This is a genomic window from Streptomyces fulvoviolaceus (genome assembly GCF_000718165.1).
In the GTDB taxonomy this organism is placed as follows: domain Bacteria; phylum Actinomycetota; class Actinomycetes; order Streptomycetales; family Streptomycetaceae; genus Streptomyces; species Streptomyces fulvoviolaceus.
Genome location: NZ_JOEY01000006.1, coordinates 212036 through 235801, shown reverse-complemented (window position 1 = coordinate 235801; position 23766 = coordinate 212036). Strand labels below are relative to the sequence as shown.

20 protein-coding genes are annotated in these 23766 nt (G+C 73.0%); 6 read left to right on the top strand and 14 right to left on the bottom strand.

What is annotated here, in order from left to right:
- Positions 1 to 38: 38 nt before the first annotated feature.
- On the bottom strand, positions 39 to 959 hold the full coding sequence (locus IG08_RS0108660) for an ABC transporter substrate-binding protein (RefSeq protein WP_030598406.1): 921 nt from the start codon (positions 957 to 959) through the stop codon (positions 39 to 41).
- A gap of 416 nt (positions 960 to 1375) precedes the next feature.
- On the opposite strand from IG08_RS0108660, the gene IG08_RS0108655 reads away from it, so the two are divergent.
- On the top strand, positions 1376 to 2251 hold the full coding sequence (locus tag IG08_RS0108655) for a sulfurtransferase (protein ID WP_030598403.1): 876 nt from the start codon (positions 1376 to 1378) through the stop codon (positions 2249 to 2251).
- A 111-nt stretch (positions 2252 to 2362) separates the two neighbouring features.
- On the opposite strand, the gene absR1 is transcribed toward IG08_RS0108655, so the two are convergent.
- A complete protein-coding gene (gene absR1 / locus IG08_RS0108650) occupies positions 2363 to 3448 on the bottom strand; it encodes a beta-glucuronidase AbsR1 (RefSeq protein WP_030598400.1) in 1086 nt (361 codons plus the stop codon).
- 98 nt (positions 3449 to 3546) lie between these two features.
- Here absR1 and IG08_RS0108645 point away from each other — a divergent pair, with 98 nt between their 5' ends.
- Positions 3547 to 5349 carry a LuxR family transcriptional regulator AbsR2 gene (locus IG08_RS0108645; protein ID WP_030598397.1) on the top strand — a complete coding sequence of 601 codons (1803 nt, stop codon included), beginning with the start codon at positions 3547 to 3549 and terminating at the stop codon, positions 5347 to 5349.
- 178 nt (positions 5350 to 5527) lie between these two features.
- Here the strand turns inward: IG08_RS0108645 and IG08_RS0108640 are convergent, their stop codons facing one another.
- Positions 5528 to 8095: a CHAT domain-containing protein gene (locus tag IG08_RS0108640; RefSeq protein ID WP_052424547.1), complete on the bottom strand. Its 2568-nt coding sequence runs from the start codon at positions 8093 to 8095 to the stop codon at positions 5528 to 5530.
- Positions 8096 to 8243: 148 nt separating this feature from the next.
- Here IG08_RS0108640 and IG08_RS0108635 point away from each other — a divergent pair, with 148 nt between their 5' ends.
- Genes IG08_RS0108635 through IG08_RS0108625 form a run of 3 tightly spaced genes read left to right on the top strand, consistent with a single transcriptional unit; the run spans position 8244 to position 10863 of the window.
- Positions 8244 to 9680, top strand: coding sequence for a S8/S53 family peptidase (locus IG08_RS0108635; protein WP_030598394.1), 1437 nt, complete (start codon positions 8244 to 8246; stop codon positions 9678 to 9680).
- Positions 9681 to 9739: 59 nt separating this feature from the next.
- Positions 9740 to 10315: an RNA polymerase sigma factor gene (locus IG08_RS0108630; RefSeq protein WP_030598391.1), complete on the top strand. Its 576-nt coding sequence runs from the start codon at positions 9740 to 9742 to the stop codon at positions 10313 to 10315.
- A 5-nt stretch (positions 10316 to 10320) separates the two neighbouring features.
- Entirely contained in the window at positions 10321 to 10863 is a 543-nt protein-coding gene (locus tag IG08_RS0108625; RefSeq protein ID WP_030598390.1) for a hypothetical protein, read from the top strand.
- Between the two features lie 15 nt (positions 10864 to 10878).
- Here the strand turns inward: IG08_RS0108625 and IG08_RS0108620 are convergent, their stop codons facing one another.
- Together IG08_RS0108620 and IG08_RS0108615 are read right to left on the bottom strand one after the other, a co-directional pair.
- A complete protein-coding gene (locus IG08_RS0108620) occupies positions 10879 to 12102 on the bottom strand; it encodes a cytochrome P450 (protein WP_030598388.1) in 1224 nt (407 codons plus the stop codon).
- A gap of 57 nt (positions 12103 to 12159) precedes the next feature.
- Positions 12160 to 12957 (bottom strand): N-formylglutamate amidohydrolase, encoded by a 798-nt coding sequence (locus IG08_RS0108615; RefSeq protein ID WP_030598386.1) that lies wholly within the window; start codon positions 12955 to 12957, stop codon positions 12160 to 12162.
- A 50-nt stretch (positions 12958 to 13007) separates the two neighbouring features.
- Between IG08_RS0108615 and IG08_RS0108610 the strand changes: the two genes are divergently transcribed.
- On the top strand, positions 13008 to 13337 hold the full coding sequence (locus tag IG08_RS0108610) for a DUF5713 family protein (RefSeq protein WP_030598383.1): 330 nt from the start codon (positions 13008 to 13010) through the stop codon (positions 13335 to 13337).
- A gap of 13 nt (positions 13338 to 13350) precedes the next feature.
- Here the strand turns inward: IG08_RS0108610 and IG08_RS0108605 are convergent, their stop codons facing one another.
- From IG08_RS0108605 to IG08_RS0108565, 9 genes are read right to left on the bottom strand one after another with little or no spacing between them, the layout of a single operon-like run.
- A complete protein-coding gene (locus IG08_RS0108605) occupies positions 13351 to 14913 on the bottom strand; it encodes a dipeptide ABC transporter ATP-binding protein (RefSeq protein WP_043453589.1) in 1563 nt (520 codons plus the stop codon).
- Positions 14910 to 15761, bottom strand: a complete 852-nt coding sequence (locus tag IG08_RS0108600) for an ABC transporter permease (RefSeq protein ID WP_052424541.1) — start codon at positions 15759 to 15761, stop codon at positions 14910 to 14912. The genes IG08_RS0108605 and IG08_RS0108600 overlap by 4 nt, the downstream gene beginning before the upstream one ends.
- Positions 15758 to 16708, bottom strand: a complete 951-nt coding sequence (locus IG08_RS0108595; protein WP_030598379.1) for an ABC transporter permease — start codon at positions 16706 to 16708, stop codon at positions 15758 to 15760. Before IG08_RS0108595 ends, IG08_RS0108600 begins: the two co-directional genes overlap by 4 nt.
- Positions 16708 to 18351 (bottom strand): ABC transporter substrate-binding protein, encoded by a 1644-nt coding sequence (locus IG08_RS0108590; RefSeq protein ID WP_052424540.1) that lies wholly within the window; start codon positions 18349 to 18351, stop codon positions 16708 to 16710. Before IG08_RS0108590 ends, IG08_RS0108595 begins: the two co-directional genes overlap by 1 nt.
- Before the next feature lie 42 nt (positions 18352 to 18393).
- Complete coding sequence (locus IG08_RS0108585) at positions 18394 to 19206, bottom strand: class I SAM-dependent methyltransferase (RefSeq protein ID WP_030598373.1); 813 nt, start codon at positions 19204 to 19206, stop codon at positions 18394 to 18396.
- A gap of 20 nt (positions 19207 to 19226) precedes the next feature.
- Positions 19227 to 20693 carry a 4-hydroxyphenylacetate 3-hydroxylase family protein gene (locus IG08_RS0108580; RefSeq protein WP_030598370.1) on the bottom strand — a complete coding sequence of 489 codons (1467 nt, stop codon included), beginning with the start codon at positions 20691 to 20693 and terminating at the stop codon, positions 19227 to 19229.
- Positions 20690 to 21187 (bottom strand): flavin reductase family protein, encoded by a 498-nt coding sequence (locus tag IG08_RS0108575; protein ID WP_052424539.1) that lies wholly within the window; start codon positions 21185 to 21187, stop codon positions 20690 to 20692. Before IG08_RS0108575 ends, IG08_RS0108580 begins: the two co-directional genes overlap by 4 nt.
- Entirely contained in the window at positions 21184 to 22998 is a 1815-nt protein-coding gene (asnB, locus tag IG08_RS0108570) for an asparagine synthase (glutamine-hydrolyzing) (protein ID WP_030598365.1), read from the bottom strand. The genes IG08_RS0108575 and asnB overlap by 4 nt, the downstream gene beginning before the upstream one ends.
- On the bottom strand, positions 22986 to 23618 hold the full coding sequence (locus tag IG08_RS0108565) for a hypothetical protein (protein ID WP_063757750.1): 633 nt from the start codon (positions 23616 to 23618) through the stop codon (positions 22986 to 22988). Before IG08_RS0108565 ends, asnB begins: the two co-directional genes overlap by 13 nt.
- Between the last annotated feature and the right edge of the window lie 148 nt (positions 23619 to 23766).

Below are 23766 nucleotides of genomic sequence, written 5' to 3'. Positions count from 1 at the left end.
CCGCTTGAAGTCGACGGCCAGCCGCCGGGTCAGGAAGGTCACGCGGCCACGTCCAGCAGGCCGTTGGTGAAGGACCGGTCCCACTCCCGGTCGTGCGCGATGGCGCCGTTCTCCGCGAGCCACTGCGCGTACGGGCCCATCCGGCTGTCGTCGATCACACCCCAGCGGCCGTGCTCGTCCGTCCAGGTGGGGGCGATCAGGCCCAGGGAGCGGGCGATCAGCGGGCGCGGGAAGTACGGGATCACGCGCTCCAGCGACTCCAGGGTGCGCTCGGGCTCCTCGGCGGCGGACGCGTAGCCGCGGGCCGTGACGGCCAGGAAGTCCCGTACGAGAGAAGGCTGTTGGTCCAGCAGCCGCTCGCTCGTGCCGAGCAGGTAGCTGTGATAGCGGGGCGCGCCGATCTCGTCGACCGGCCAGGTCACCCGCCGCTCCTCGGGCAGATCGCCGCGCAGCGCGTCCCAGGACCAGTAGTTTCCGAAGGTGGCGTCCGCCTCGCCCGACTCGATGTCGTCCACGGTCAGCTCGCGGCTGCCCGCGTCCACGGTGATCACGGCGTCCGGGTCGCCCCCGTCGGCCGCGACCAGGTGGCGGACCATCGCGAGGCCCCGCGGGGTCGGGTTCAGGGCGATCCGGCGGCCCGCGAGGTCACGGGGCCGGGTGATGCCGGTGGACGTCGTGGTCTGGATCGCCTCCAGGCCCCGGTGGTTGACGGCCGCGACCGCGATCAGCGGCTGGCCCTGCCCGGCCCGGCGGGCCAGCAGCCGATTGGGCGGGAAGATGCCGAAGTCGACCTCGCCCCGGGCCAGGTACTCCAGCGTGTCGCCGCGTCCGGGGTCCTGCACGACCAGCTCGACGTCCAGGCCGGCCTCGTCGAACCAGCGGCGGGAGCGGCCGACGTAGAAACCGGCGGAATTGGGCCAGGGATGGAAATAGTCGAGCATGACCCGGATGTGTGGCATGGGGGTACTCCGAAAACGGCAGAAGGGGGTGGATCACGGCACGCGCAGGCGTGGTGGCCCTGAGGAAAGAAGGCGGGGGAGGGGTGCGGTCAGCAGGACCGGCGACAGCACGTGCGACAACAACAGGAGGCGGCCACCGGGGCGTTGATCGCCGGAGGCTTCATCTCGACTGCTGCGGACACGTGAACTCCTACGCGGGGCGCCGAAGCGCGTTTCGTGCGGTCGGCGTCCCCATGGGGACCGCGTTCGGTGAACGGATCCCAGACGCCCTCTCAGCCCAGCCGGGGAGGGGCTCCCGCGTAGATGGCCGAAACCATAACGGCAGGTCCCGCATGCTGTGCAAGCGCGGTCCGGAATATGGGACGTCCTGGCTCGATGGGCAAGACGCCCAGCTCGCGGGCGTACGATCGGCCGCCATGACCTCCCTGCTGCCCGGCCCCCTCGTCGACGACACCTGGCTCGCAGAGCGTCTGGACGACCCCCGGCTGGTCGTCCTGGACGCCACCGCACTGCTGCCCTCGCCCCGCCACGACGGCGACTACCGGTCCGCGAGCGGCCGCGCCGAGTGGGCCGCGCGGCACATCCCCGGCTCCCGGCACGCCGACCTCACCGGGGACCTCTCGGACCACGACGCGCCGTACCACTTCGCCGTGCCGTCCCCCGACGCCCTGGCCGCCGCGCTCGTCCGCCTCGGCGTGGGGGAGGGCGGAGCGGTCGTCGTGTACGACAACGGTGGCGGCATCTGGGCCGCCCGGCTGTGGTGGATGCTCCGGGCGATCTCGGTCCCGGCGGCCGTCCTCGACGGCGGCCTTCAAGCATGGGAGACGGCCGGGCACCCCCTCGCCTCAGGCGAGGACACCGAACCGGCGCCGGCTGTGGAGCCCGTCACCCCGGCCCCGCGCCCCGGCCTCTGGACGGACATCCACGAGGTCGCCGCCATCAGCAGCGGCGAACGCCCCGGCACCCTGGTCTGCGCCCTGCCCACCGGCGGCTACGACGGCAGCGCCCCCACCCGCTACAGCCGCCGCGGCCACATCCCCGGCAGCGTCAGCCTCCCCGGCCGTGAGCTGCTGGACTCCGAGGGCCGTGTCCTGCCCGGCCCCGAACTCGCCGCCAAGGTGGGCACGGTGCTCGACACCGCCGACTCGCCGGTCGTCCTGTACTGCGGCGGTGGCATCTCGGCCGCGGGCGCCGCGCTCGCCCTCACCCTGCTCGGCTGTGAGGACGTACGGCTCTACGACGGCTCACTGGAAGAGTGGTCGAAGGACCCGGCGCTGCCCATGGAGCGGTGAGCGCGGTGTGGCCGACGCACGTCTCCCTCCCCCGAAGGCGACGTGCGCCGGCCATTCCCCCCGGCGCCGGACTGCGGTCCAGCCTCGTCCGTGTGCGACCTGCACATGCTGTCACCAGCACATGACCGCGGTTTCCCCCGAACCCCACGCGGAGTACAGGCGCACACGGACGAAGTAGCGGCGGCCCTTGACGAGACGGGCCTTGATCGTGGCGTTGCGTGCGGAGCCTCCGTCGTCCTGGCCGGCGAGGTAGCGGGGCTCGCCGTCCCGCTCCTCGAAGACCACGACGACGGTGTCGCTGTCGCCGAAGGCGCCCACGGTGTACTCGCGGGTCTCCGGCGGCTCGACGACGAAGTCGGCCTGCTCGCCCGGCCCGAGGCCGAGCGGTGCCGAGCGGAAGGGCACCAGCATCGGCGGCCGGGGCCGCTCGGTCGCCGGATACCAGCGCAGGGCGAACTCCTTGTCGGCGGGGGAGAGCGTGCCGGGCGGGTTGAGGCCCGCGCGGAACTGCTCCGGCTCCAGGATGAGCCCCGCCGAGAAGGGGTACTCCATGATCGACTGTGGGTCCCAGACGGAGCCGTTGACCTCGTCCGGGTCCAGCTTGCGCAGGATGTTGAAGAACGTGCGGTCCCGGCTCCAGAAGTTCGGCGGACCCGCCAGATCGGTGTAGACGGCCTCGTCGTCCCAGTGGATGCCGGCGAACGGGCTCTGGTGCTCGTGCAGCATGCCGAGCGCGTGTCCGATCTCGTGCAGGGCCGTCCCGCGCTCCCCGGGCACGGTCAGGTCCCAGCCGAAGTTCATCGTGCGTTCGTTGAGGCCGACTTGGAGGGCGTCCTTGCCGACGTTCGACCAGGAGCCGTCGCCGAGCTGGAACCCGATGCGCAGTTCGGCCTCCGAGCGGTCGCCGACCTCGGCGAACGAGACGCCGACGCCGAGGTCCTGCCACTCCTGGAAGCACTCGCGCACGACGTCCTGCTGCTCCTTGGCGCCGACCCACGACACCCGCCGGGACTGCCCGGTTCCCGGTACGGGAATGACGGACCCGTCGGTGTCGCCGTCGAAGAAGTAGTAGTGCAGCACCGTGCTGTTGACCCACATCCGGCTTCCGCCGATGAGCGCACTCAGCCGCTCGGCGGCCAGCCCCGGTGTGAAGACGGGGGCCGGCTGCTGCGCGAGTGAGCAGTAGCGTGCGGTCATGGCGTTCAGACTGCCGTCAGGCGCCCCGGGGCGCCTGAGTCGGGGGCTACTCAAGTCCCCCTGTATCAGGACTGAGTAACGGCGCTCTTGTTCCCGTGATGACTTTCGAACGGGACGCGAAGACCCTGGAACTGCCCTGGCCGTTCATCGGTCGGGAGGACGAACTCGAGCTGGTCCGCCGGTGCGTGACCGGCGCCCGCCACGGCATCGTGGTGACGGGCCCGGCGGGCTGCGGCAAGACCCGGCTCGTCACGGAGGCCGTCCGCGGCTCCGACTGCGCCAAGGTCGCCGGGACGCCCGAGACCCGGCAGCTCCCCTTCGCCGCGTTCGCACACCTGCTGCCGGAGACGGTCTCCCTGCATCGAGCGGTCCAACTCCTTTCCGGCGTACGGCTGTTGATCGTCGACGACGCGCACCTGCTCGACGACTCCTCGGCCGCCCTGGTCCACCAGCTGGCCGTCCACGGGCGCACCCGCCTGCTGGTCGTCGCCACGGACGGTGCCCCGGTGCCCGGCGCGGTGTCCCGGCTGTGGACCGGGGAACTGCTGCCGCGGCTCACCCTGGAGGCGCTGCCCCGGGTGGAGACGGAACAGTTGTTGGCCGGCGTCGAAGCGCTCACCGTCGACCGGCTGTACCGCCTGTGCCAGGGGGACCTGCGGCTTCTGCGCGACCTGTTGGGCGCGGTGCGCGAACACGGGCCGCTCACCCGGGTCCCGGACTCCGGCGAATGGGCCTGGCGGGGCCCCGTACCGCTGACCGCGACCGTCCGCGAACGCACCGCACCCCTCCTCGACCGCACCGGCCCCGGCGAGCGCGAGACCCTCGAACGGCTGGCCTTCGGTGAGCCCGTTCCGCTGGACGCCGACGCCCTCGACCTGCACGTCCTCGAAGACCTGGAGGCGGACGGACTGGTCCACGTCGACGAGCGGGGCGCCGTACGCCTCGCCCACCCCCTGCACGGCCCGGTGCTGCGGGCCGCCGCCGGACGGCTGAGGGCCAGGCGGCTGGCCCGCACTCCGGACAGCTGCACCGCCGCCCTGGAGACGGAATCGGCCGCGCTGGCAGGGGCGATGGAGCTGGCCGACGTACGGGCGATCCCGGCACCGGTGGGGGAGTGGCTCCTGGACGAGGGGGCGCGGGTGCCGGCCGGACACGCGGCCGTACGGGCGCGGTTCTCGCGGCTGCGGGGGGAACTGCGGGAGGCGGCGGCCTGGGCGAGGGAGGGACTGCGGGACGCCGATGACCCGTCCTGCCGTCTCGAACTCGCCCTGGCCGCCGCGCAGTCGGGCGAGACGGGGAACGAAACGAGGGACGAGACGACGAGCTCGCGGGAGATCGCGGAGGGTTCGGCGGCCGCCTGGCCGGCCGCCGCCCGCGGTGACCTCTTCGCGGCTCTCGAAGCGATCACCGACGAGCCGTACGACGCCGTCCGCCTCGGCGCGCCCGAGCGGGCCGTCGGCCGACTGACCGGTGTCTTCGCCGCCCATGCCGACGCGCTCGCCCGCGGCGACGGACCGGCCCTGGACCGGGTCGCCGGACAGCTGGAGCAGCGCGGCATGCTGCTGTTCGCCGCCGAGGCGCACGCCCAGGCCGTACGCGCGCACCGCGACCCGCGCGCCGCCCGCACCTCCCGCACTCGCGCCGTCGCACTGGCCCGGCGCTGCCAGGGCGCCCGCACCCCGGCCCTGTCGGGGCTGGTCCTGGGCGAACTCACCGCCCGCCAACGGCAGATCGTCACGCTGGCCGCCGCCGGGCTGAGCAACCGGCAGATCGCGGAGAAGCTCACCCTGTCGATCCGTACGGTCGGCAACCACCTGTACAGCGCGTACGCCCGGCTCGGAGCGAGCGACCGGGGCGCGCTGCCGTGGCTGGTCGCACTGCCGGAGGCGCAGCCGGCCTGACCGGCCAACAGGACCGGGCGGTCTGACCCCCGTGATCGGGGGAGGGGTCAGGCCGCCCCATCGCTCCGCTGGTTGTGCGGTTCGTTCGCCGCGGGCCGGTGGGGGCTGGTCGCGCCCCGCGGCGGAGCCGCATATCGACACAGCCCCGCGCCCCTTTGGGGCGCTCCAGCTGAGGTTGTCACGCCGCCCCGAACGCCGAGAACGCCCACCCCGTCGCCTGGTGCACCGAGTCGCCCGGCACCGCGGCCCGCGCGTCGCGCAGCGCCTCGGCCAGGGACAGCCCGGTGCTCAGCCCCTTGTGCAGCGCGAGCATCAACGGCACCACGGCCGCGTCGTTGACGGGCGCCGTGCACGCCACCACTCCGGCCGTGCCCAGCGGCAGCAGGGCGGTGACCAGACCGAGCAGTTCGTCCGCGCCTACCGATGCGAAGCGGGCGGTGTCGCAGCAGGAGAGGATGATCCGGTACGGGCTGCGGGCGAGGCGCTCGAAGTCGTGGACGATGAGCGGCCCGTCGGCCATCCGCAGCGCCGAGAACAGCGGGCTGTCCGCCCGGAAGGTGCCGTGCGCGGCGATGTGGGCCAGCCCGGCGCCGTCGAGCTCCTCCAGCACCCGCGGCACGCGCGCGTCGTCGTACTCCAGCAGGGTCGCCGTGCCGTACCGGTCGGCGAGTTCGGGCACCTCCGCGCCGCCGGTCGCCAGGCCCGGGCCGCGCACCAGCACCTGGCTGCCGTTCGGCGGCGGGGCGGTCTCGCGGGCGCGCAGCCAGCTGCTCGCCGACGGCGACACGCTGAACACCCGCTCCCGCAGCGCGGGCAGCAGCGCCCACGGCACACGGTGCAGCCGGCCCGGCGGCACCACCACGACCGGGCCGGTGCCCAGGTGCTTCGCGGCCGGTCCGAGCAGCAGCTCCTCCAGCCGGTGGCCCGCGGCCGCCACCACCGGAAGCCGTGCCTCCGCCCCGGGGTGGGCCAGCCGTCGCAGCCCGGCCTGTACGTGCTCGGCCTCGACCTCCGCCTCGGCGAGCAACCCTGCCTCGAACCGCCGCACCCGCCCCTGCCCGCACAGCAGCACCTGAACACGCCCGTCGAGTACGGCGAGTTCGACCAACCGCACGTCGTCACCGAGGCGTTCCAGCAACCGGCCCGGGTCGAACCGGTACCCGTCGCCGGGCGCGTCGCCGCGGATGTGCAGGGTCCGGGAGCGGATCTCCCGTTCCAGGCGCCGCTGTTCACGCTCCAGTGCCGGGACGGGCCGGCCCTCCATCCGGGCGGCCTCCGCCCGGGCCGCTATCTCACGGAACGCGGTCAGATCGCCGAGCAGTTCCGGATCGGCCGGCGGCCGGGTCGGCGGCGCGGACAGCACCGTCGCCCGCCAGCGCTCGCTCCACACCAGCAGCCGCCGCGGACCGCCCGAGGCGAGCGAGGCCCGCGCGGCCAGGGCGGCGAGCTCCGCGCCCTGCGCGGTGGCCCGGGCCCTGAGCTCCGAGGCGCCGAGCGTCGTCTGATGGTCGTCGAGCACGTCGAGCCCGCGCCGGCAGGCCTCCAGGACACCCCGGCCGGACCCCGCGGCCCGGGCCCACAGCGCCTGTGCGGCCCAGCCCGTCATCCGCGCCAGCGGCGGCCCGCTGTGCCGGCTGCGCGCGGCGACCTCCAGGTGCCGCTCGGCGTCCGCGAGCCACCCCAGGTCGAGCGCGATCCGGCCCGCGAGCAGCGACGCCTCCGGCGCGGCCGGCGCGCCGAAGGAGGCCAGCCGCTCGGCCACCGCCGCGGCGTCCGCGACCAGCCGCCCCGAGCCTCGCCCGGCGGCGACCCGCGCCTCGATCAGCACCAGCCGGGCGTGCGTCTCCCACCACGTGCGCCGCTGCCCGGAGAACAGTCGTACGGCCATGTCGGCGCGCGCGATCGCGGTGTGCGCGTCGCCCGCCAGCCGTGCCGCACGCGCGGCGGCCAGCAGCAGCTCCGCCTTGCGGGTGGACTGCCCGCCGATGCCGTCGAGCACACCGATCGCCGCGTCCGCCTCCGCCAGCGCCTCCGGGGCGAGCCCCGCGGCCATCAGGACCTCGCAGCGCCGGATGTTGAGCATGAACGTCGGCGTGCCGAGCTTGGCGTACCGCTCCTCGGCCTCGTCGAGGAGCCGCAGTGCCGCCGGGATGTCGCCCGACCGGAACGCGGCCAGGCCCCGGCTCTCCACCGCGTCGGCCTTGTCGTGCTCCTGGCCCGTGGTGTCCCACAGCGCCTCGGCCGAGCTGAAGTCGGCCTCCGCGCGGTCCACCGCGCCGAGCGCGAGATGCACCGTCGCCCGCAGGGTCAGCGCACGCGCCGTCCAGATCACGTCGTCCGCCTGCCGCAGCACGGGAATCGACCGGCGTACGTCCTCCAGTGCCTCCCGGTGATGCCCCAGCACCCAGTGGGCGTAGGCCCGCCGGAACAGGACACGCGCCCTGGTGTGCCCGCCGGACACCGCGACACCCCGCTCCAGTGCCTCCAGCCCCTGCCGGGTGCGGCCCGCGTGCACCAGCGCCACGCCGAGCGCGGCCAGGACGTCCGCCTCCCGGTCCGCCGACTCCGCGCGCGCCGCCAGATCGCGGGCAAGACGCAGATGCTGCAGCGCGATTTTCAGGTCGCCCCAGTCCCGCTGCCAGATGCCGATCACCTGGTGGGCCACGGAGGCGTGCAGCGGTGAGGGATCCGAGCCGAGCACCTCTTCTGCCTGCGCCAGCGCCTGGTTGGGGGCGGCGAACACCATCGGCAGCAGTTCGAGAACCGTGTCGCTTCCCGCTGTCACTTCATTGATGTTAGTGCTCCCGGTTGCACGCCACACAGGTTTGGCGCTGTATCAATCAGCGTCCCCGCTGCTCTGATTGACGACCGCCGCCCCAGTGGGAGGACATGCCATGGCACCTCAGCGTTTCCACGAGCAGTTCGACCAGATCCAGCGCTCCATGCCCGACGTCCCCCTGGCACTGGGACCCGACGACTCCGCGGAGTTCGTCTACGAGAAAGGTGTGGTCCTCGCCCGTGACGGCCAGGACGCCCGGCTCGTCGAGAACACCGTACGCACGCACTTCACGGAGGCGACCGGGCTGACCGGCGACTACGTGCAACGGGACAGCCCCGAGACCAACCGCTCGGGCATCACCCGGATCAAGGTCGGCGACCCCGGCCACGGCGGCCGGAGCGGCGACCGCGCCGTCACGCACGCCCTGCGGGCCCTGCGGGAGCGCGAGGGACGCGCCGGGCACCAACTGGTCAGCCGCAACCACGTGGTGTCGCTCGCGGTCAACTCCTGCCCCGGCGACGAGCCCGTGCCCGCCTCGCTCACCCGGGGCACCAACCCGGCCCCCGTCGAGGCCGGTTACGACGCCGGCACCGCCGTCGACGTGCTCGTCGTCGACAACGGGCTCACCCACGACTACTCACTGGTCCCGCTGCTCGCCCACGTCCAGGGCGACCTGCACGGCACGGAGACCGACAGCGACGGCAACCTCCTGCAGTACGTCGGCCACGGCACGTTCATCGCCGGGATCCTCGCGGCCGTCGCACCCAACGCGAACATCACCGTGCGCAACACCCTCAACGACGCGGGCGCCATCACGGAGGACAAGTTCGGCGAGCGGCTCTTCGACGCGGTCGAACAGCACGGCTGGCCCGCCATCCTCAGCCTTTCCGCCGGCACCGCGAACGGCCGCGAGGACGGACTGTTCGGCGTGCACGCCTTCATGGAGGAACTGCGCGAGCAGGGCACCCTGTTGGTGGCGGCGGCCGGCAACAACGGCAGCGCCTCCCACTTCTGGCCCGCCGCCTACGCCTCCCTGCCCGAGTACGCCGACTCCGTTCTGTCCGTCGGCGCGCTGCGCACCGACGGGGACTACGGCGCCTGCTTCAGCAACTACGGCTCCTGGGTCGGCGCGTACGCTCCCGGCGAGCGGCTCACCAGCACGCTCACCGGCTTCGACGCACCCGTGCCGTACGTCTACCAGCACTCCACGTACGAAGCGTGCAGGTACCACTTCACCTACCAGTGCACCTGCCAGTCCCCGCGGCACACCGGTGTGTTGAGCGAAGCGGGCACCCCCACCGCCGGCAAGGCGGACCAGGTGGTCTTCGAGGGCTATGCCCACTGGAGCGGCACCTCGTTCGCCACCCCCGCCGCCGCCGGCCTGGTCGCCGCCTACATGACGGCCAACAAGGAGAGCGACGCGCGCGCGGCCCGCAAGCAACTCCTCGCGGCGACCACCGAGTTCGCGGAGGCACACGGCTGGTACAAGCCGGCGCTCATCCCGCCGACCTGGCGCCCGACTCCGGTCGTGCAGCTGTCCACCGGCGCATGAGGGCCGGAACCGCCCCCTCCACGGCGTACGATGACTTGCCGTACACGAGGGGTGGGGCCGTGAACCGAGGAGATGTCGGCGCGCTGGTCCAGTCCGCCGTCGACGGCGACGCGGCGGCCTGGAAGGCGCTCGTGGAAGGGCTGAGCCCGCTGGTCTGGTCCGTCGTGCGCGCGCACCGGCTCTCCGACGCCGACGCGCACGAGGTGTACCAGACCGTGTGGTTCCGCTTCGCCCAGCACCTGGGGCGGATCCGCGAACCGCAGAAGGCCGGGGCCTGGCTGGCGAGCACCGCGCGGCACGAGTGCCTGAAGGTGCTCAAGAGCTTGAGGCGGCTGACTCCGACGGACGATCCGCAGCTCCTGGACCGGGCCAGTGAGGACCGTACGCCCGAGCAGTCGGTCATCGACTCCGAGGAGGCCGCGGCCCAGAGCGAGCGCGTCCGGTATCTGTGGCAGGAGTTCGAGGAACTCGGCGAGCGGTGCAGGCAGTTGCTGCGTGTCCTGATGGCCTCGCCGCCGCCCAGTTACCAGGAGGTGTCCGCCGCGGTGGGTATCGCGGTGGGCAGCATCGGACCGCTGCGCCAGCGCTGTCTGCGCCGCCTACGGGCCCGACTCGACGCACGGGGAGCACTGTGAGCGACATGACCGACGACGTCTTTCCCGAAGACTCCGAAGACGACGCCTTTTCCGAAGACGCCCTGGGCGACGGCGAGTCGGGCGCGGAGTTCGACCCGGCCGCCGAGGTCGACGCCGTCTTCGAGGACGGGCTCCTGGCGGAACTCCGTCAGGCCGCCGGCATCCTGGACCCGGTGCCGGCCGAGCTGACGCGGATCGCCGTCGAGGCCTTCGCACTGCACGACCTCGACGCCCGGCTCGCCGAGCTGACCTTCGACTCGCTGGTCGACGCGATCCCGGTGCGGGGAGCGACGGACGCCCCGCGGATGCTGACCTTCCACTCGGGCGACGTGACCATTGACGTGGAGGTGAGCACACAGGGGCTGATGGGGCAGGTGCTGCCGCCTCAGCCGGCCAGTATCGAGGTGCTCACCGGTCCGCAGTCGGGCGCGTCGCTCGTGGCCGACGACATGGGCCGTTTCACGTCCGGGGTGACACCCACCGGTCCCTTCGCACTGCGCCTGCGGACCGGCGGGGACGTGGTGGTCACGGAGTGGCTGCGGGCCTGACCCGGAAGCCGCCCCTCACCAGGTGACGGGCAGCGTCTGCGGCCCGCGGATCATCGTCTTCCGGCGCCAGACCACCTGGTCGGCGGGGACCGCGAGCCGCAGCCGGGGCAGCCGGTCGAGGAGCGTGCCGACCAGGAGCTCGGTCTGCAGCCGGGCGAGCAGGGCGCCGGTGCAGTAGTGCGGGCCGTTGCCGAAGGCCAGATGCGGGTTGGGGTCGCGGTCCGGGTCGATCCGTTCCGGGTCGGGGAAGGCGTCCGGGTCCCGGTTGGCGGCCAGGTAGGAGACGTACACCGCGTCGCCCGCGCGGATGCGGTGCCCCCGCAGGTCGACGTCCTCGAGGGCGATGCGGGCGAGGCCGACCGAGGTGCGGTGCGGGATGTAGCGCAGCAGTTCGTCGAGGGCGGCGGCGCGCGCCTCGGGCTGGTGGCGCACCCGCTCCAGCAGCTCGGGCCGGGTGAGCAACAGGTACAGCATCTGGCCGCAGTTGTGGGTGACGGCCTCGCCGCCGATCTGCAGCGGACCGGCGAGGCCGACCGCCTCCGTCTCGCTGATGTCGCCGCGGTGCACGGCCGCGCCGAGCAGGGAGTACACGTCGTCGCCGCTGCTGTGGGCCCGGGCCCGGATGGTCTCGGTGATCCATCCGTACATCCCGTTCTTGGCCTCCTCGGCGGCCTCGGCCCCGCCGGAGGTGGAGATGATCTGCCGTGTCCAGGCGTGCACCCGCTGCCGGTCGGCGGCGGGCACCCCCATGACCTCGCTGACGAGGGAGATGGGGAAGGGTTCGAGGACGCGCTCGACCAGATCGGCCGGAGGCCCCTCCCGCACGACTCGTTCCACGAGGACGTCGAGCATCTCCTGCGCCCGGGGCCGCAGCCGCTTCATCGCCCCCGCCGTGAACGCCCCCGCGACCGCCTTGCGCAGCCGGTTGTGGTCGGGCTGGTCGGCGAAGGCCAGCGAGCCCGGACGGGGCTTGAAGTGCGGGGCAAGCCTGGTGACTTGACGGTTCGTCACCTCGGCGCGGCTGAACCGCGGATCGTTGGTGAGCGCCTTCACGTCCTCGTAGCGGGTGGCCAGCCACGCCCAGCCCTCCCCGTGCGGCAGCCGGATGCGGGTCAGTGGCCCCTCGCGCATGAGATCCGCGAGAACGGGGTCGAACTCCGCCCCGGCCAGGTCGAGCGCGGGCCACGACCGCACCGGGGGCGGGGCCTGCTCTGCCAGCGTGGTGGTCTCCTCGGTCATGCCCCCACCCTCACCGCCGCCCGGCCGCGTGTCGCGCGGGAGTGCTCCAGCCGGAGGTCAGCCGGTGACGGCGTCGACGAGGACGCCCAGCGCGGACGCTAGCCGCCCGAGTCCCGGCCCGGCGGGCCCGCCCGGTTCGGCCATGTAGGTGTCCCGGCGGATCTCGACCATCAGGGCGGTCACCCGGGGATCGCGTCCATAGAACTCCAGCGGCACGTACGCCCCACTGAACGGGCTGTCGAGCCCGATCTCCCCGCACCCGGCGAACGCCGCCCGTGCCGCGTCGAGCAGCGCGGGCGGGGTGTGGAAGGAGTCGGTGCCCAGACAGACCGGAGGCCGCGGGCCCGCGCCGTGCAGCTCGTAGGGGAGCGCCTCGGTGGGATACGAGTGCACGTCGATGATCACGACCCGTCCGACGGCCGCCAGCCGGTCGGCCACGGCCTCCGTCATGGCCCGCGCGTACGGGCGGAAGTACCGCTCGATCAGCGGCTCGGGATCGGTGTCGGCGGGCCGCAACTCCGCGCGGTGCGTCGTCCGCGTGTACACGGCGCCCATCCCGACGGCGAGCATCTCCTCCCGCTCGTCGGGGAAGCGCTCGGGGTCGACGACCAGCCGCGACAGCCGGTTCACGAAGCGCCAGGGCTCGACGGCCGCCAGCTCTCCGGCCGCGTCGGCGATCTCGGCGGTGTGCGCGTCGACGATGTAGTCCAGCTCCTGATCCAACGCCGCGTCGTCCAGCATGATCCCCGCGCGCACCTCGGCCGGCACTGCCCGTGCCGAGTGCGGCACATGCAGGATCACCGGTGATCCCTCGGCACCAGGCAGCACCTCGAAGGACTGTGTCTCGGCGGTCATCAGGCTGCTCCCGGGAAGGCATTGTCAGTGGCGTGGTGCACGATCACAGCATGCAGATCAGCAACCACCAAGTGACCGCCCACTCGTTCCTCAAGGCGCTCTACCGGGACAAGTACTACCCCGACCACGCGGTGGACCGGGGGAAGGAGATCCTGCTGCGGCTGTGCGAGCGCATCGAGGCGGACCGGCCCGCCGATCTCGCCGCACTGTACGTGCTGACCCAGGCGGCCACCGAGGAGTTCAACGACCTGCAGGACGACGACTTCGACATCGAAACTGTCGCCCGCGAGGAGATAGCCGAGAACTTCTGGTTCGTGGCACAGGCCTACGGCTTCACGGACGCCGACGTCGAAGAGCTGATCGCCACCCGGGACTGGTGAGCCGCCCCTCCCGTCACGCCCGGTCCGGTGCGCCAACCGGCCCGGGCAGGCTGGGCACGGCTGCCAGCAGTGCCCTGGTGTACGGATGCCGCGGGTCCGTCAGCACCTCGGCCGCCGTTCCCTCCTCCACCACGCGCGCGTCCTTCATCACCAGGACCCGGTCGCTGATCCGCCGGATCACGCCCAGGTCGTGGGAGATGAAGAGCAGGGCGAGCCCGAGCCGTTGCCGCAGGTCCTCCAGGAGGCGCAGGATCTGGTCCTGCACGGACGCGTCCAGCGCCGACACAGGCTCGTCGCAGACGAGGATCTCCGGTGCCGGGGCGAGGGCCCGGGCGATCGCCACCCGCTGACGCTGACCGCCGGACAGCTGGTGCGGGCGACGGCCGAGGTGCTCGGGACCCAGGCCGACCAGGTCGAGCAGCTCCAGGGTGCGCGCCCGTCGGTCGGGGTGCCCGGGCAGGGCCTCGGCGAGGACACGGGCCACCGTGAAACGTGGGTCGAGGGAGCTGTACGGGTCCTGGTGGACGAGCTGGAGGCGGTGCCGCAGCGGTCGGCGCCGGCGTTCCGGGAGCGCCGACCACGGATCGCCCGCCAGTGTCACCGTCCCGGAGTCCGGCGCCAGCAGACCCATGGCGATCCGCGCGACGGTGGACTTGCCGGAGCCGGACTCGCCCACCAGCCCGACGGTCTCGCCCGCGTGGAGGGCGAAGGAGACACCGTGGGCAGCCGTGCGGGAGCCGTACGCCTTGGACACGGCCGACACCTCCAGGAGGCGCCGGGCGGACGACACGGCCGACGGCTCCCGGGGCGGCCGCGCCGCCGAGGCCTCCACCAGCACCCGGGTGAACGGATGCCGAGGGGAGCGCAGCAACTCGGCGGTCGCCCCCGACTCCACCACCGCCCCCTCCCGCAGCACCGCCGTACGGTCCGCGATCCGGGCCACCACACCGAGGTCGTGGCTGATGAGAAGCAGCCCCATGCCGGACGCACCGGCCCGCGCGAGCAGGTCCAGGACCTGCGCCTGCACGGTGACGTCCAGTGCCGTGGTGGGCTCGTCGGCGACGAGCAGCTTCGGCTCGGCCGCCAACGCCGAGGCGATCAGGGCCCGTTGGCGCAGCCCGCCGGACAGCTCGTGCGGATACTGCGCCGCCCGCGCCTCCGGCTCCGGCACGCCGACCTCGCGCAGGAGTTCCACCACCCGCTCGCGGATCCGCCCGGGTTCGACCGTGCGGTGCAGACGCAGCGGCTCGGCCACCTCCGCGCCCACACGGCGCAGCGGGTCCAGGGAGACCAGGGCGTCCTGGGAGACCAGGCCCACGGTGCCGCCCCGCACCGTACGCCACTCCCGGGCGCCGAAGGCGGTGGCGTCCCGGCCGTCGACGCGCAGGGTGCGTGCGGTCGTGCGGGCGCCGGGCCCGGTCAGGCCCAACAGGGCGCGCGCCGCAGTGGACTTGCCCGAGCCGGACTCGCCGACCAGGGCGAGGCACTCGCCGGACGCGACGGAGAACGACACGTCCCGGACGGCGTGCACGGCACCGAACCGGACGTCCAGCCCCTCAACAGCCAACAGACTCACGGCCGTCCCTCTCCTCTCGTCGAACGGCCCTGCAGATGCCGCCCCAGCACCGTCACCGACAGCACCACGGACACGATCGCGAGCCCGGGAAACGTGGCCGTCCACCACGCGGTCGCCAGGAACTCCCGCCCGTCGGAGAGCATCGCCCCCCACTCCGCGGCGGGCGGCGCGGCCCCGAGGCCGAGGAAGCTGAGCGCCGACCCGGAGATCACCGTCGTGCCCGTGCCGATGGTGGCCAGCACGAGCAGCGGCCCGGCGACATTGGGCAGCACATGCCGTACGACGACCAGCGGCCGCCGCACTCCGAGTGCCGCGGCCGCCTCCACATACCCCGAGCGGATCACGGTGAGCGCCTGACCGCGCACCAGCCGGGCGTACGTCGGCACCGCGGCGACCCCGATGGCGACCAGCACATTGCCGGTGCCGGAGCCCACGACGGTCACCACCAGCAGCGCGAGGAGCAACTCGGGAAAGGCGAGCAGCACGTCCTGGACGCGCATCACCAGCTGGTCGAGGCGGCGCCCGCCGGAGGCCGCGAGCAGCCCGAGCAGCAGCCCGCCCGCCACCCCGAGCGCGGTCGCGCCGAAGCCGATGGTCAGTGACAGCCGTGCCCCGTGCACCACCCGGGACAGCACGTCCCGGCCGAGCTCGTCCGTGCCGAACGGATGGGCCCCGCCCGGCGGTCGGAGGGCGGCGACGACATCCGTGGCGTCCGGGTCGGCGGCCACCAGCAGCCCGGGAGCGGCCACGGCCACCGCCCAGAGAGCCAGCACCAGGGCCGCGAGGGCCGGAGCCACCGGCATCCCGAGGCGCGCCCCGCGCCCCGCCACCTGAGCGAGCGCACTCATACCGCGACCCCCGTCCCCGCCCCGCGCAGGCGCGGATCGATCACCGGATACGCCAGGTCCACCAGCAGGTTCACCACCACGAACGCGGCCGCCGACAACAGCACCAGCGCCGTCACCACCGGCACGTCCTTCGACGTCACGGCGGTGACCAGCACCCGCCCCAGCCCCGGCCGGGCGAACACCGTCTCCGTCAGCACCGCCCCGCCCAGCAGACTCCCGACGATCCAGCCGGACAGCGTGGCGACGGGCAGCGCCGCGTGCCGCAGCGTGTGGCGCAGCAGCAGCGTCCGCTCCGTGCCCCCGCGCGCCCGCACGGTCAGCGCGAACGGCCGGCCGGACGCCTCGTCGAGTTCCTGCCGTACGACCCGGGCGAGCACGCCCCCGATCGGCAGGGCCAGGGTGAGCGCGGGCAGCAGCAGCGCGGCGGGACCCGAGTCGCCCGCGGCGGGCAGCAGTCCGAACCGGTAGGACAGGAAGGTCAGACCCAGGATGCCGAGCCAGTACGACGGCACGGACACGGCGAGCAGTTCGAGCCCGGAGGCGAGGGACCGTACGACCCGGCCGCGCCCCGCGGTCAGGACGGCGGCCGCGAACGCGATCAGCAGCGCGAGCGCGGTCGCCGTCAGCGCCAGCTCCACCGTCGGTGCCACCTGGCCCTCCAGCACCTGGCTCACCGGCAGCCCCAGCTGGTACGAGCGCCCCAGATCGCCGTGCGCCAAGTCCGCCAACTGGCGCAGGTACTGGACGGCGAGCGGGTCGCCGAGGCCGTAGTCGAGCCGGATCTGCTCCCGCAGCGCGGGCGTCGCGGCCGTGCCCGGCCCGAGCACGGTGTCCACGACGTCCCCGGGCACCAGGTGCAGGGCGAGGAACGCCAGGGTGGCCGCGCCCCACAGCACGAGCACCCCTGCGGCCAGCCTGCGCGGCACCAGGCGGAGGGTCTCGGGCATCAGGCGTCCACCCAGGCGCCCTGGAACAGCGGCCAGGCCGACGCGTCGAAGGTCACGCCGTGTGCCCGCTGCCGCACCCCCAGCTGGCGGGTGCCCACGAAGGCGGGCACGGTGTACGCCTGCGCCACGATCCGCTGCTGCACCTTGCCGTACAGCTCCGTCCGGCGTGCCGGGTCCGAGGTCGCGCCCGCCTCGTCGAGCCAGCCGTCGATCGTCGCGTCGTGCAGCCTGGAGCCGTTGGCGCCGCCGTCGGCCAGCTGGCTCTTCGAGTGGAAGACGGTGCGCAGCAGGTCGGGGTCGGAGCCGCCCCAGGCGAAGGCGATGATGTCGTACTCGCCCCGGTTACGGACGGGTGTGTAGCTGCCCGCGTCCAGCGGGTTCAGCTTCAGCTCCACACCGACCTTCTTCAGCGCGTCCTGCACGGCCGTGTCGAAGGTGCGCCGCTCGGCCTTGGTGTACGCGGGCACGTACAGCAGCGTCAGCGAGAACCGCTTGCCGCCTTTGGTGCGGTAGCCGTCCGCGTCCCGCCCGGTCCAGCCGAGGCCGTCGAGCAGCTCGCCCGCCCGGTCGGGGTCGTAACTCCAGCTGTCCTCCGGAGACTTCGCGTAGGCCGGGGTCGACGGGGACAGCGGACCCCAGGCCCGCCGGTACTGCCCCGCGAACACGGCCTTGGTGATCGCCTCGGTGTCCACGGCCGCCCGTACGGCCAGCCGTGCGTCCCGCTCGTCGAAGGGGGCCCGCCCGGTGTTGAGGAAGTACTGGTAGACGACGCCCGGCGAGTCGTGGCTCAGGACGCTCAGCCCCGGCTGCTTCTTCAGCGTCGCGATCCGGTTGGCGGGCAGGAAGTCGGCCACGTCGGTCTGGCCGGAGGTGACCGCGCCGACCCGGGTGGCGTTCTCCGGCAGGAAGGTGACGACCAACTGCCTTATGTGGGCGGGGCCTTGGTTCTCCGCGGACTCGGGCGTCCAGGCGTAGGCCCCGTTCCGGGTGAACACCAGCTTCTGGCCTTTCACCCGTGAGGTGAAGGTGAACGGCCCTGTGCCCACGCTGTAGCGCCCACCCGCCGCGAGCTCACCGGGGTGTTCGCGCAGCGCCTTGGGGGAGTGGAAGCCGAGATAGGTGGTGGACAGGGCGTGCAGGAAGGAGGCGTACGGCTTCCTGAGATGCACGGTGAGGCTGTGGGCGCCGGTCACCTCCGTGCGGTCGTACGGCCCGATCAGCGTCGCCGCGTACTGCGACTTCGTCGCCGGTGCCACCACGTGCTCGAAGTTGGCCTTCACCGCCTCGGCGTCGAACGGCGTGCCGTCGGTGAAGGTGACGTCCTCGCGCAGCCGGAAACTGTAGGCCTTCCCGTCCTTCGACACCTCCCATTCCTTCGCCAGCCACGGCTCGAAAGTGCCGTCGCTCCGCTGCGCGACCAGTGAGTCGAAGACGTTGCGCAGCAGGACGCCGACGATGTCGGCGGGGCTGACGTGCGGGTCGTAGACATCGGGCTCGACGTCGGTGGAGAAGGTGAGGGTGCCGCCGTCGCGCGGGGCGCCGCCCGAGCCGGACGTGCCGCCGGAGGTGGAGGAACAGGCGGTGAGCCCCACGGCGGCGAGCGAACCGGCGGACAGGAGCAGGAAGGACCGGCGGGTGGGCACGGGGCGTCTCCGTTCTGGGGTCATGTCAGGGGGCCGGGAGTCTCATGTCAGCGGGGTGGCGCGCCAGGCGCGGACGGTGATGCCGTAGACCTCGCCGTGCTCGGCGCCGCGGCGGGCGGCGGCCCGGCCGACCGCCTCGAAGAAGTCCTCCTGGCGGTCCGGCGGGACGAGCCGGCTGAAGTACGTGCCGAAGGTGGAGGCGTGGAAGTCCCGGTACCGCTCGGCGCTCTCGGCGCGCACCGGCACCTGGCGTTCCTCGACCGCGGTGACCGTGAAGTGGCGGGCCAGCAGGGCGCGAACGGGCTGGGCGGGCCGGGCGCGCACGCCCATCGGGACGATGCCGGCCAGGCTGTCGTCGTATCCGAGTGCCGCGAGGGCGTCGCGGGCGACGACGTCCTCACCACCGAACCCCCGGGCGTCCGTGAGCGGGTGATGGGTCGTCAGGACGAAGGTGCCGCCCGGTGCCAGGTGCGCGGCCGTCCAGGCGAAGGCCCGGTCCTCGTCCGGGTGCAGCCAGTGCAGCACCGAGGTCATGAACGCCACGTCGAACCGGTCGTCCAGCGGCGGGAGTCGGAGCAGGTCGCCGGTGAGCAGCTCGGCCCGTCCGGCAAGGCGGACGCCCGCCTCCCGCACCCGGCGTTCGTTGCCGTCGATGCCGACCGCACGCACGACACCGGGCCAGCGGGCGAGGGCCGCGTCCAGCAGGGCGCCGGTGCCGCAGCCCAGGTCGGCGACGGTGGAGGGTGGTTCGGGCACCAGGTCGAGCACCCAGTCGTGGTCCTGGGACTGGCGGATCCGGCTGACGTCGTCGTAGCCGGAGAGCGTACGGGCGCGCGTGAGGATGTCATCCGTCATCGGTTATCGGGTTCCTCCGGTCACAGGGGCTGGGAGATCAGGTCCGCGATGCGCGCGCGGACCTCCGACTGGTCGTAGCGGCGCAGCAGGTTGATGCGGTTGCGGGCGAGGTCGCCGCGGTGCACGTACTCGTACAGGTCCTGGCGCTGCCCGAAGCTGTCCGCCGTCAGCTCCCAGGCCAGCCTGAACAGGCGGGACTTGCGCTCCGCGTCGATGTCCTTGCCGCGCATGTAGCGCTCCAGGTGCGGGCGCAGCTCGGGGGAGCGCAGGTCGTTCTCGGTGGGCTGCATGAGGATCCCGGACTGGCCGATGCCGCGCACGATCTCCACCGCGCGCCCGGCGACGTCGGCCGCCCACACCGCGGCCGCGGGTGTCGGTCCGGGGGCGAGCAGCCCGCCGTCGGTGACACGGGCGGTGGCCTCACCGGCTGCCAGGAAGTAGTCCAAGGTCTCGGCGAAACCGGCGAGTTCCCCCAGGTCCTCCTGGATGTTGCGGAAGCCGTCCACACCGATCGCCTCGGCGGTCAGCGTGCCGACGGCGAGCAGGGCGCGCAGCCGCTCCCGGTAGCGGATCTGCCCGATGTACTGGCTCCAGGCGTTGATCCGGGTGAGCCCCTCGCGGGCGAGGGCGCCGTCGTGCAGCAGGAACACCCGGTCCCAGGGCACCCGTACGTCGTCGAAGAACAGCATCGCGTCCTGTTCGTCGAAGCGGGACGCCAGAGGGTGGGCGTGCCCGTGCGGGGCGCCGCCGAACGGCTCCCGGCACAGGATGCGCAGGCCCGGCGCGTTCAGCGGCAGCGCGAACCACACCACGAACTCCTCGCCGCCGCGCTGCGCGAACGACGCCGACAGGTACACCAGCACCTCGTGCGCGAACGGCGCGAGCGTGGTCAGCTGCTTGGCGCCGCGTACGACGATGCCGTCGTCGTCCTCGCGCAGGATCCTCAGGGCGTGGTCGGGGTGGTCGACGGGGCTCGCGGAGCGGTCGATCTGCGGGTCGCCGAGCGCGTGCGTGAGCAGCAGGTCGCGGGTGGCGGCGTACCGGTGGTAGGCGGCCGCGTTCGTGCCGAAGCCGGGCCGGTTGGTCTCCAGGCGGTGCCGGAAGTCGAACAGGCCGACCGCTATCGACGCCATGAACGCGGGCGACCGCCCGTGCTGCCCGAACGACTCCCGCAGCCACACCTCGGCCGACGCCCGCGCCGACCTCAACTCCTCGAGTGTGCGCGGCGGATGGTAGCCACGGCCGATCCGCAGCCCGGTGTCCGGATGGTCGACGGTCAGCAGGTCGCGGTGCGCCGGGTCGTGCTGCAGATCGAGTTGGCGGGCCAGCTCGGCGACCGGCGCGGCGAAGGCCGGATGTTCGGCGACGTTCTTGATCTCCTCGCCGTCGAGCCACACGCTGCGCCCGTCGTCGAGACTCCTGAGATAGCGCTCGCCGTCGAGGGCGCCGAGCGGTTCGACGGACGAGGCGAGGGACAGGGACGTCATGAGAGGTTCCTCTGTTCGTCGGAGAGGGCGCGGTAGGTGCCGCCCTGGTGCACGAGGGGCCGGCCTTCGCCGGAGCGCACGGCGACGACCCGGCCCAGGATCAGCGCGTGGTCGCCGCCCGGTACGACACTGGTGACCCGGCAGTCGAACCAGCTCAGGCAGTCGCCGAGCACCGGGGCGCCGGTTCCCTGCCGTAACAGGCCCACGGGAGCGGGGAGTTCACGGCGCTGCGCCGGCGCAGCGAAGTAGTCGGCGACACCGCGCTGGTCGTGCCGCAGCACGTTCACCGAGAGCACGCCCGAGGCGCGGGCCGCCCACACCATCGGACTGTGCCGGCCGATCGCCACGCCGACGAGCAGCGGGTCCAGGGAGAGCGAGGTGAACGCGGACACCGTCTTGGCCTGGAAGCCGTCCCGGTAGCGGGTGGCCACCACGGTGACCCCGGTGGGAAAGGTCCGCGCGGCGGCCAGATACTCCTCGGTCGGTACGCTCACCGGACACTCACCCCGTAGGTGTCGAGCCAACTGTCCAGCGCCAGCAGGTGATCGAGCCCGCCGGTCGGGTGCGGCGCGGCCCGCGGTCCGGGCAGCACGGTGCCCTCGACGAGGTGCCGGCGGACCTTCTCCCGGTCCACCAGATCGAAGACGGGCCGGTCCCGCCGTAGGAGATCCTCGACCCGTTGCCGGAGTGCGGCCCCGTAGGCGGGTGCCGAGCTCGCCGGATAGCCGCTCTTGGGGCGGTGCAGCACGCGTGGCGGCAACAGGTCGCCCACCGCGCGCCGGAGCAGCCCTTTCGGCTCGCCGCCGGTGGTCTTGAACGACCACGGCACGTTCCACAGGTACTCGACCAGTCGGTGGTCCGCGAACGGCACCCGCACCTCCAGGCTCGCCGCCATGCTCATCCGGTCCTTGCGGTCCAGGAGCGCGGGCAGCCAGCGGGTCAGGGCGAGATACGAGATCTGCCGGGCCCGCCGGTCCTCGGCCGACTCGCCCTCCAGGTACGGGACTTCGGTGAGGGCGTCGGCCAGCCGCTGCGTCGCGTACTCGGTCGGCCGTACGGCTTCGGCGACGTCGTCCCGCAGCAGTCCCGCGGGGGACGGCTTCCCCCGCAGCCACGGGAAGGAGTCCAGCGGGCCGTCGCCGTGGAAGAACGGGTAGCCGCCGAAGACCTCGTCGGCCACCTCCCCGGACAGCGCCACGGTGACGTGCCGGCGCACCCCCTGGAACAGCAGGTACAGCGACACGTCGGGCTCACCCCAGCCCGGCCGGTCCCGCGCCCGGAGACCGATCGGGCGGTGGGCGAGGAGCTCGCTGCCGGGGACGGTGACCGCGGTGTGCGCGGTGCCGAGCTCGTCGACCAGCTCCCGGATGTACGGGGCGTCCGCGTCGCGGTTCCAGTCGCCGAGTCGCTCGGGCTGCTCGTCGGGCGGGAAGTCCACGGAGAACGTGGCGACCTTGTCCGGCGCCTCGGCCGCCGCGAGCGCGGTCAGCGTGCTGGAGTCCAGACCGCCCGACAGCAGCAGCCCGAGCGGCACGTCACTGACCAGCTGACGGCGCACGATGTCCGTCAGCAACTCCCGTACGTGTACGGCCGTTTCGTCGAGGGAGTCGGTGTGCGGCCGTGACTCCAGTGCCCAGTAACGCCGCGCGCGAGCCCCGGACCTGCCGAACCGCACGGTGTGCCCCGGACGCACGGTCCGCAACCCGCGGTAGACCGTGAGCCCGGGCGTCGGCGCCGCCGGCACCGCGAACAGCTCTGCCAGCCCCTGCGCGTCCACCTCCGCCCGGAACAGCGGATTCGCCAGCACCGCCTTCGGCTCGGAGCCGAACAGCAGCCGCTCGCCGTCGGCCGTCCAGTACAGGGGCTTCACACCGAGCCGGTCGCGCACGAGGAGCAGTTCCTGCTCCCGCACGTCCCAAAGGGCGTACGCAAACATGCCGTTGAGCTTCTCGACCGCCTTCTCGCCCCACTCCAGATGCGCCCGGAGCACCACCTCCGTGTCGGAGCGGGTGCGGAACCCGTGCCCGAGCGCGGCGAGTTCGGCACGCAGCTCGCGGAAGTTGTAGACCTCGCCGCTGTAGCTGATGACGGCGTGCCGGGCACCCTCCCGGATCTCCATGGGCTGCGCCCCGCCCGCCACGTCGATCACGGCGAGCCGGCGATGCCCGAGCGCCGCGTGTTCGGCGAGCCACGCATCACCCGCGTCGGGGCCGCGCCGGACCATGCTGTCGGTCATCGCGCGCACGGTCGCCGCCTCGGCCCGCAGATCGCGGCCGAAGTCGATCCAGCCCGCTATACCGCACATTCCGCCTCCCAGTGGCAGCCGTGTCCTTCGGGACCGTCGGTCAGTTCGTGGCGCGGCCGGAAACCCTTGGCGGCGACGTTGGCGCCGATGGCGTGCACGCAGTATTCGCAGGGGGAGTCGAGGGTGATGCCGACCCCACGGGCCCGGGCCTTCTCCCGGTAGTCCCAGATCGCACAGTGCGTGATGCTCAGGGCGGCCCGGTCGGGGCCGTCCTCGGTGACCTCGTAGCGCGAGCCGTACAGCTCGGCCTGGCGGGCGATCCTGAGCACCGGGTCGAGGGCGCCGCGCCCGTGGTCGGGCTCCACATGGCGGTGCACCTCGGCGCCGGCGCGGGCCCAGGCGGCCAGCTCCTCGTGCCCGTAGCGGGACACCAGGAACCGTTCCATCAGGGCCTGGGCCCGGAAGAACACCTGCTGCCAGGCCTCGGGCGCCTCCGCGCCGGACGGGCCGGGCAGCCCGGCGTAGATCTCGCCGCGCACCGCGATCCAGTCGTCGATGTCCTGCCCGCCGCGCGACTCCGTGAGGTATCGGGTGAGCCCCGCCTCCGCCTCGAAGAGGCGCTGCCGCCACAGAGCGGCGCGCTCCGCGGGGCTCATGTCCGTCGAGTACTTCTGCTTCATGAGCAGCTCTTTCGGCCGGGAAAGCAAACCAGTAAACCGATGGATTCGAAATTCCTTGCGCAGACTAGGAATATGTTTTCGGTCGCGTCAATGGGACTCGAATAGACGGTGTACGGCGCATCCTGTGACCGTGAATAACAGCATCCCC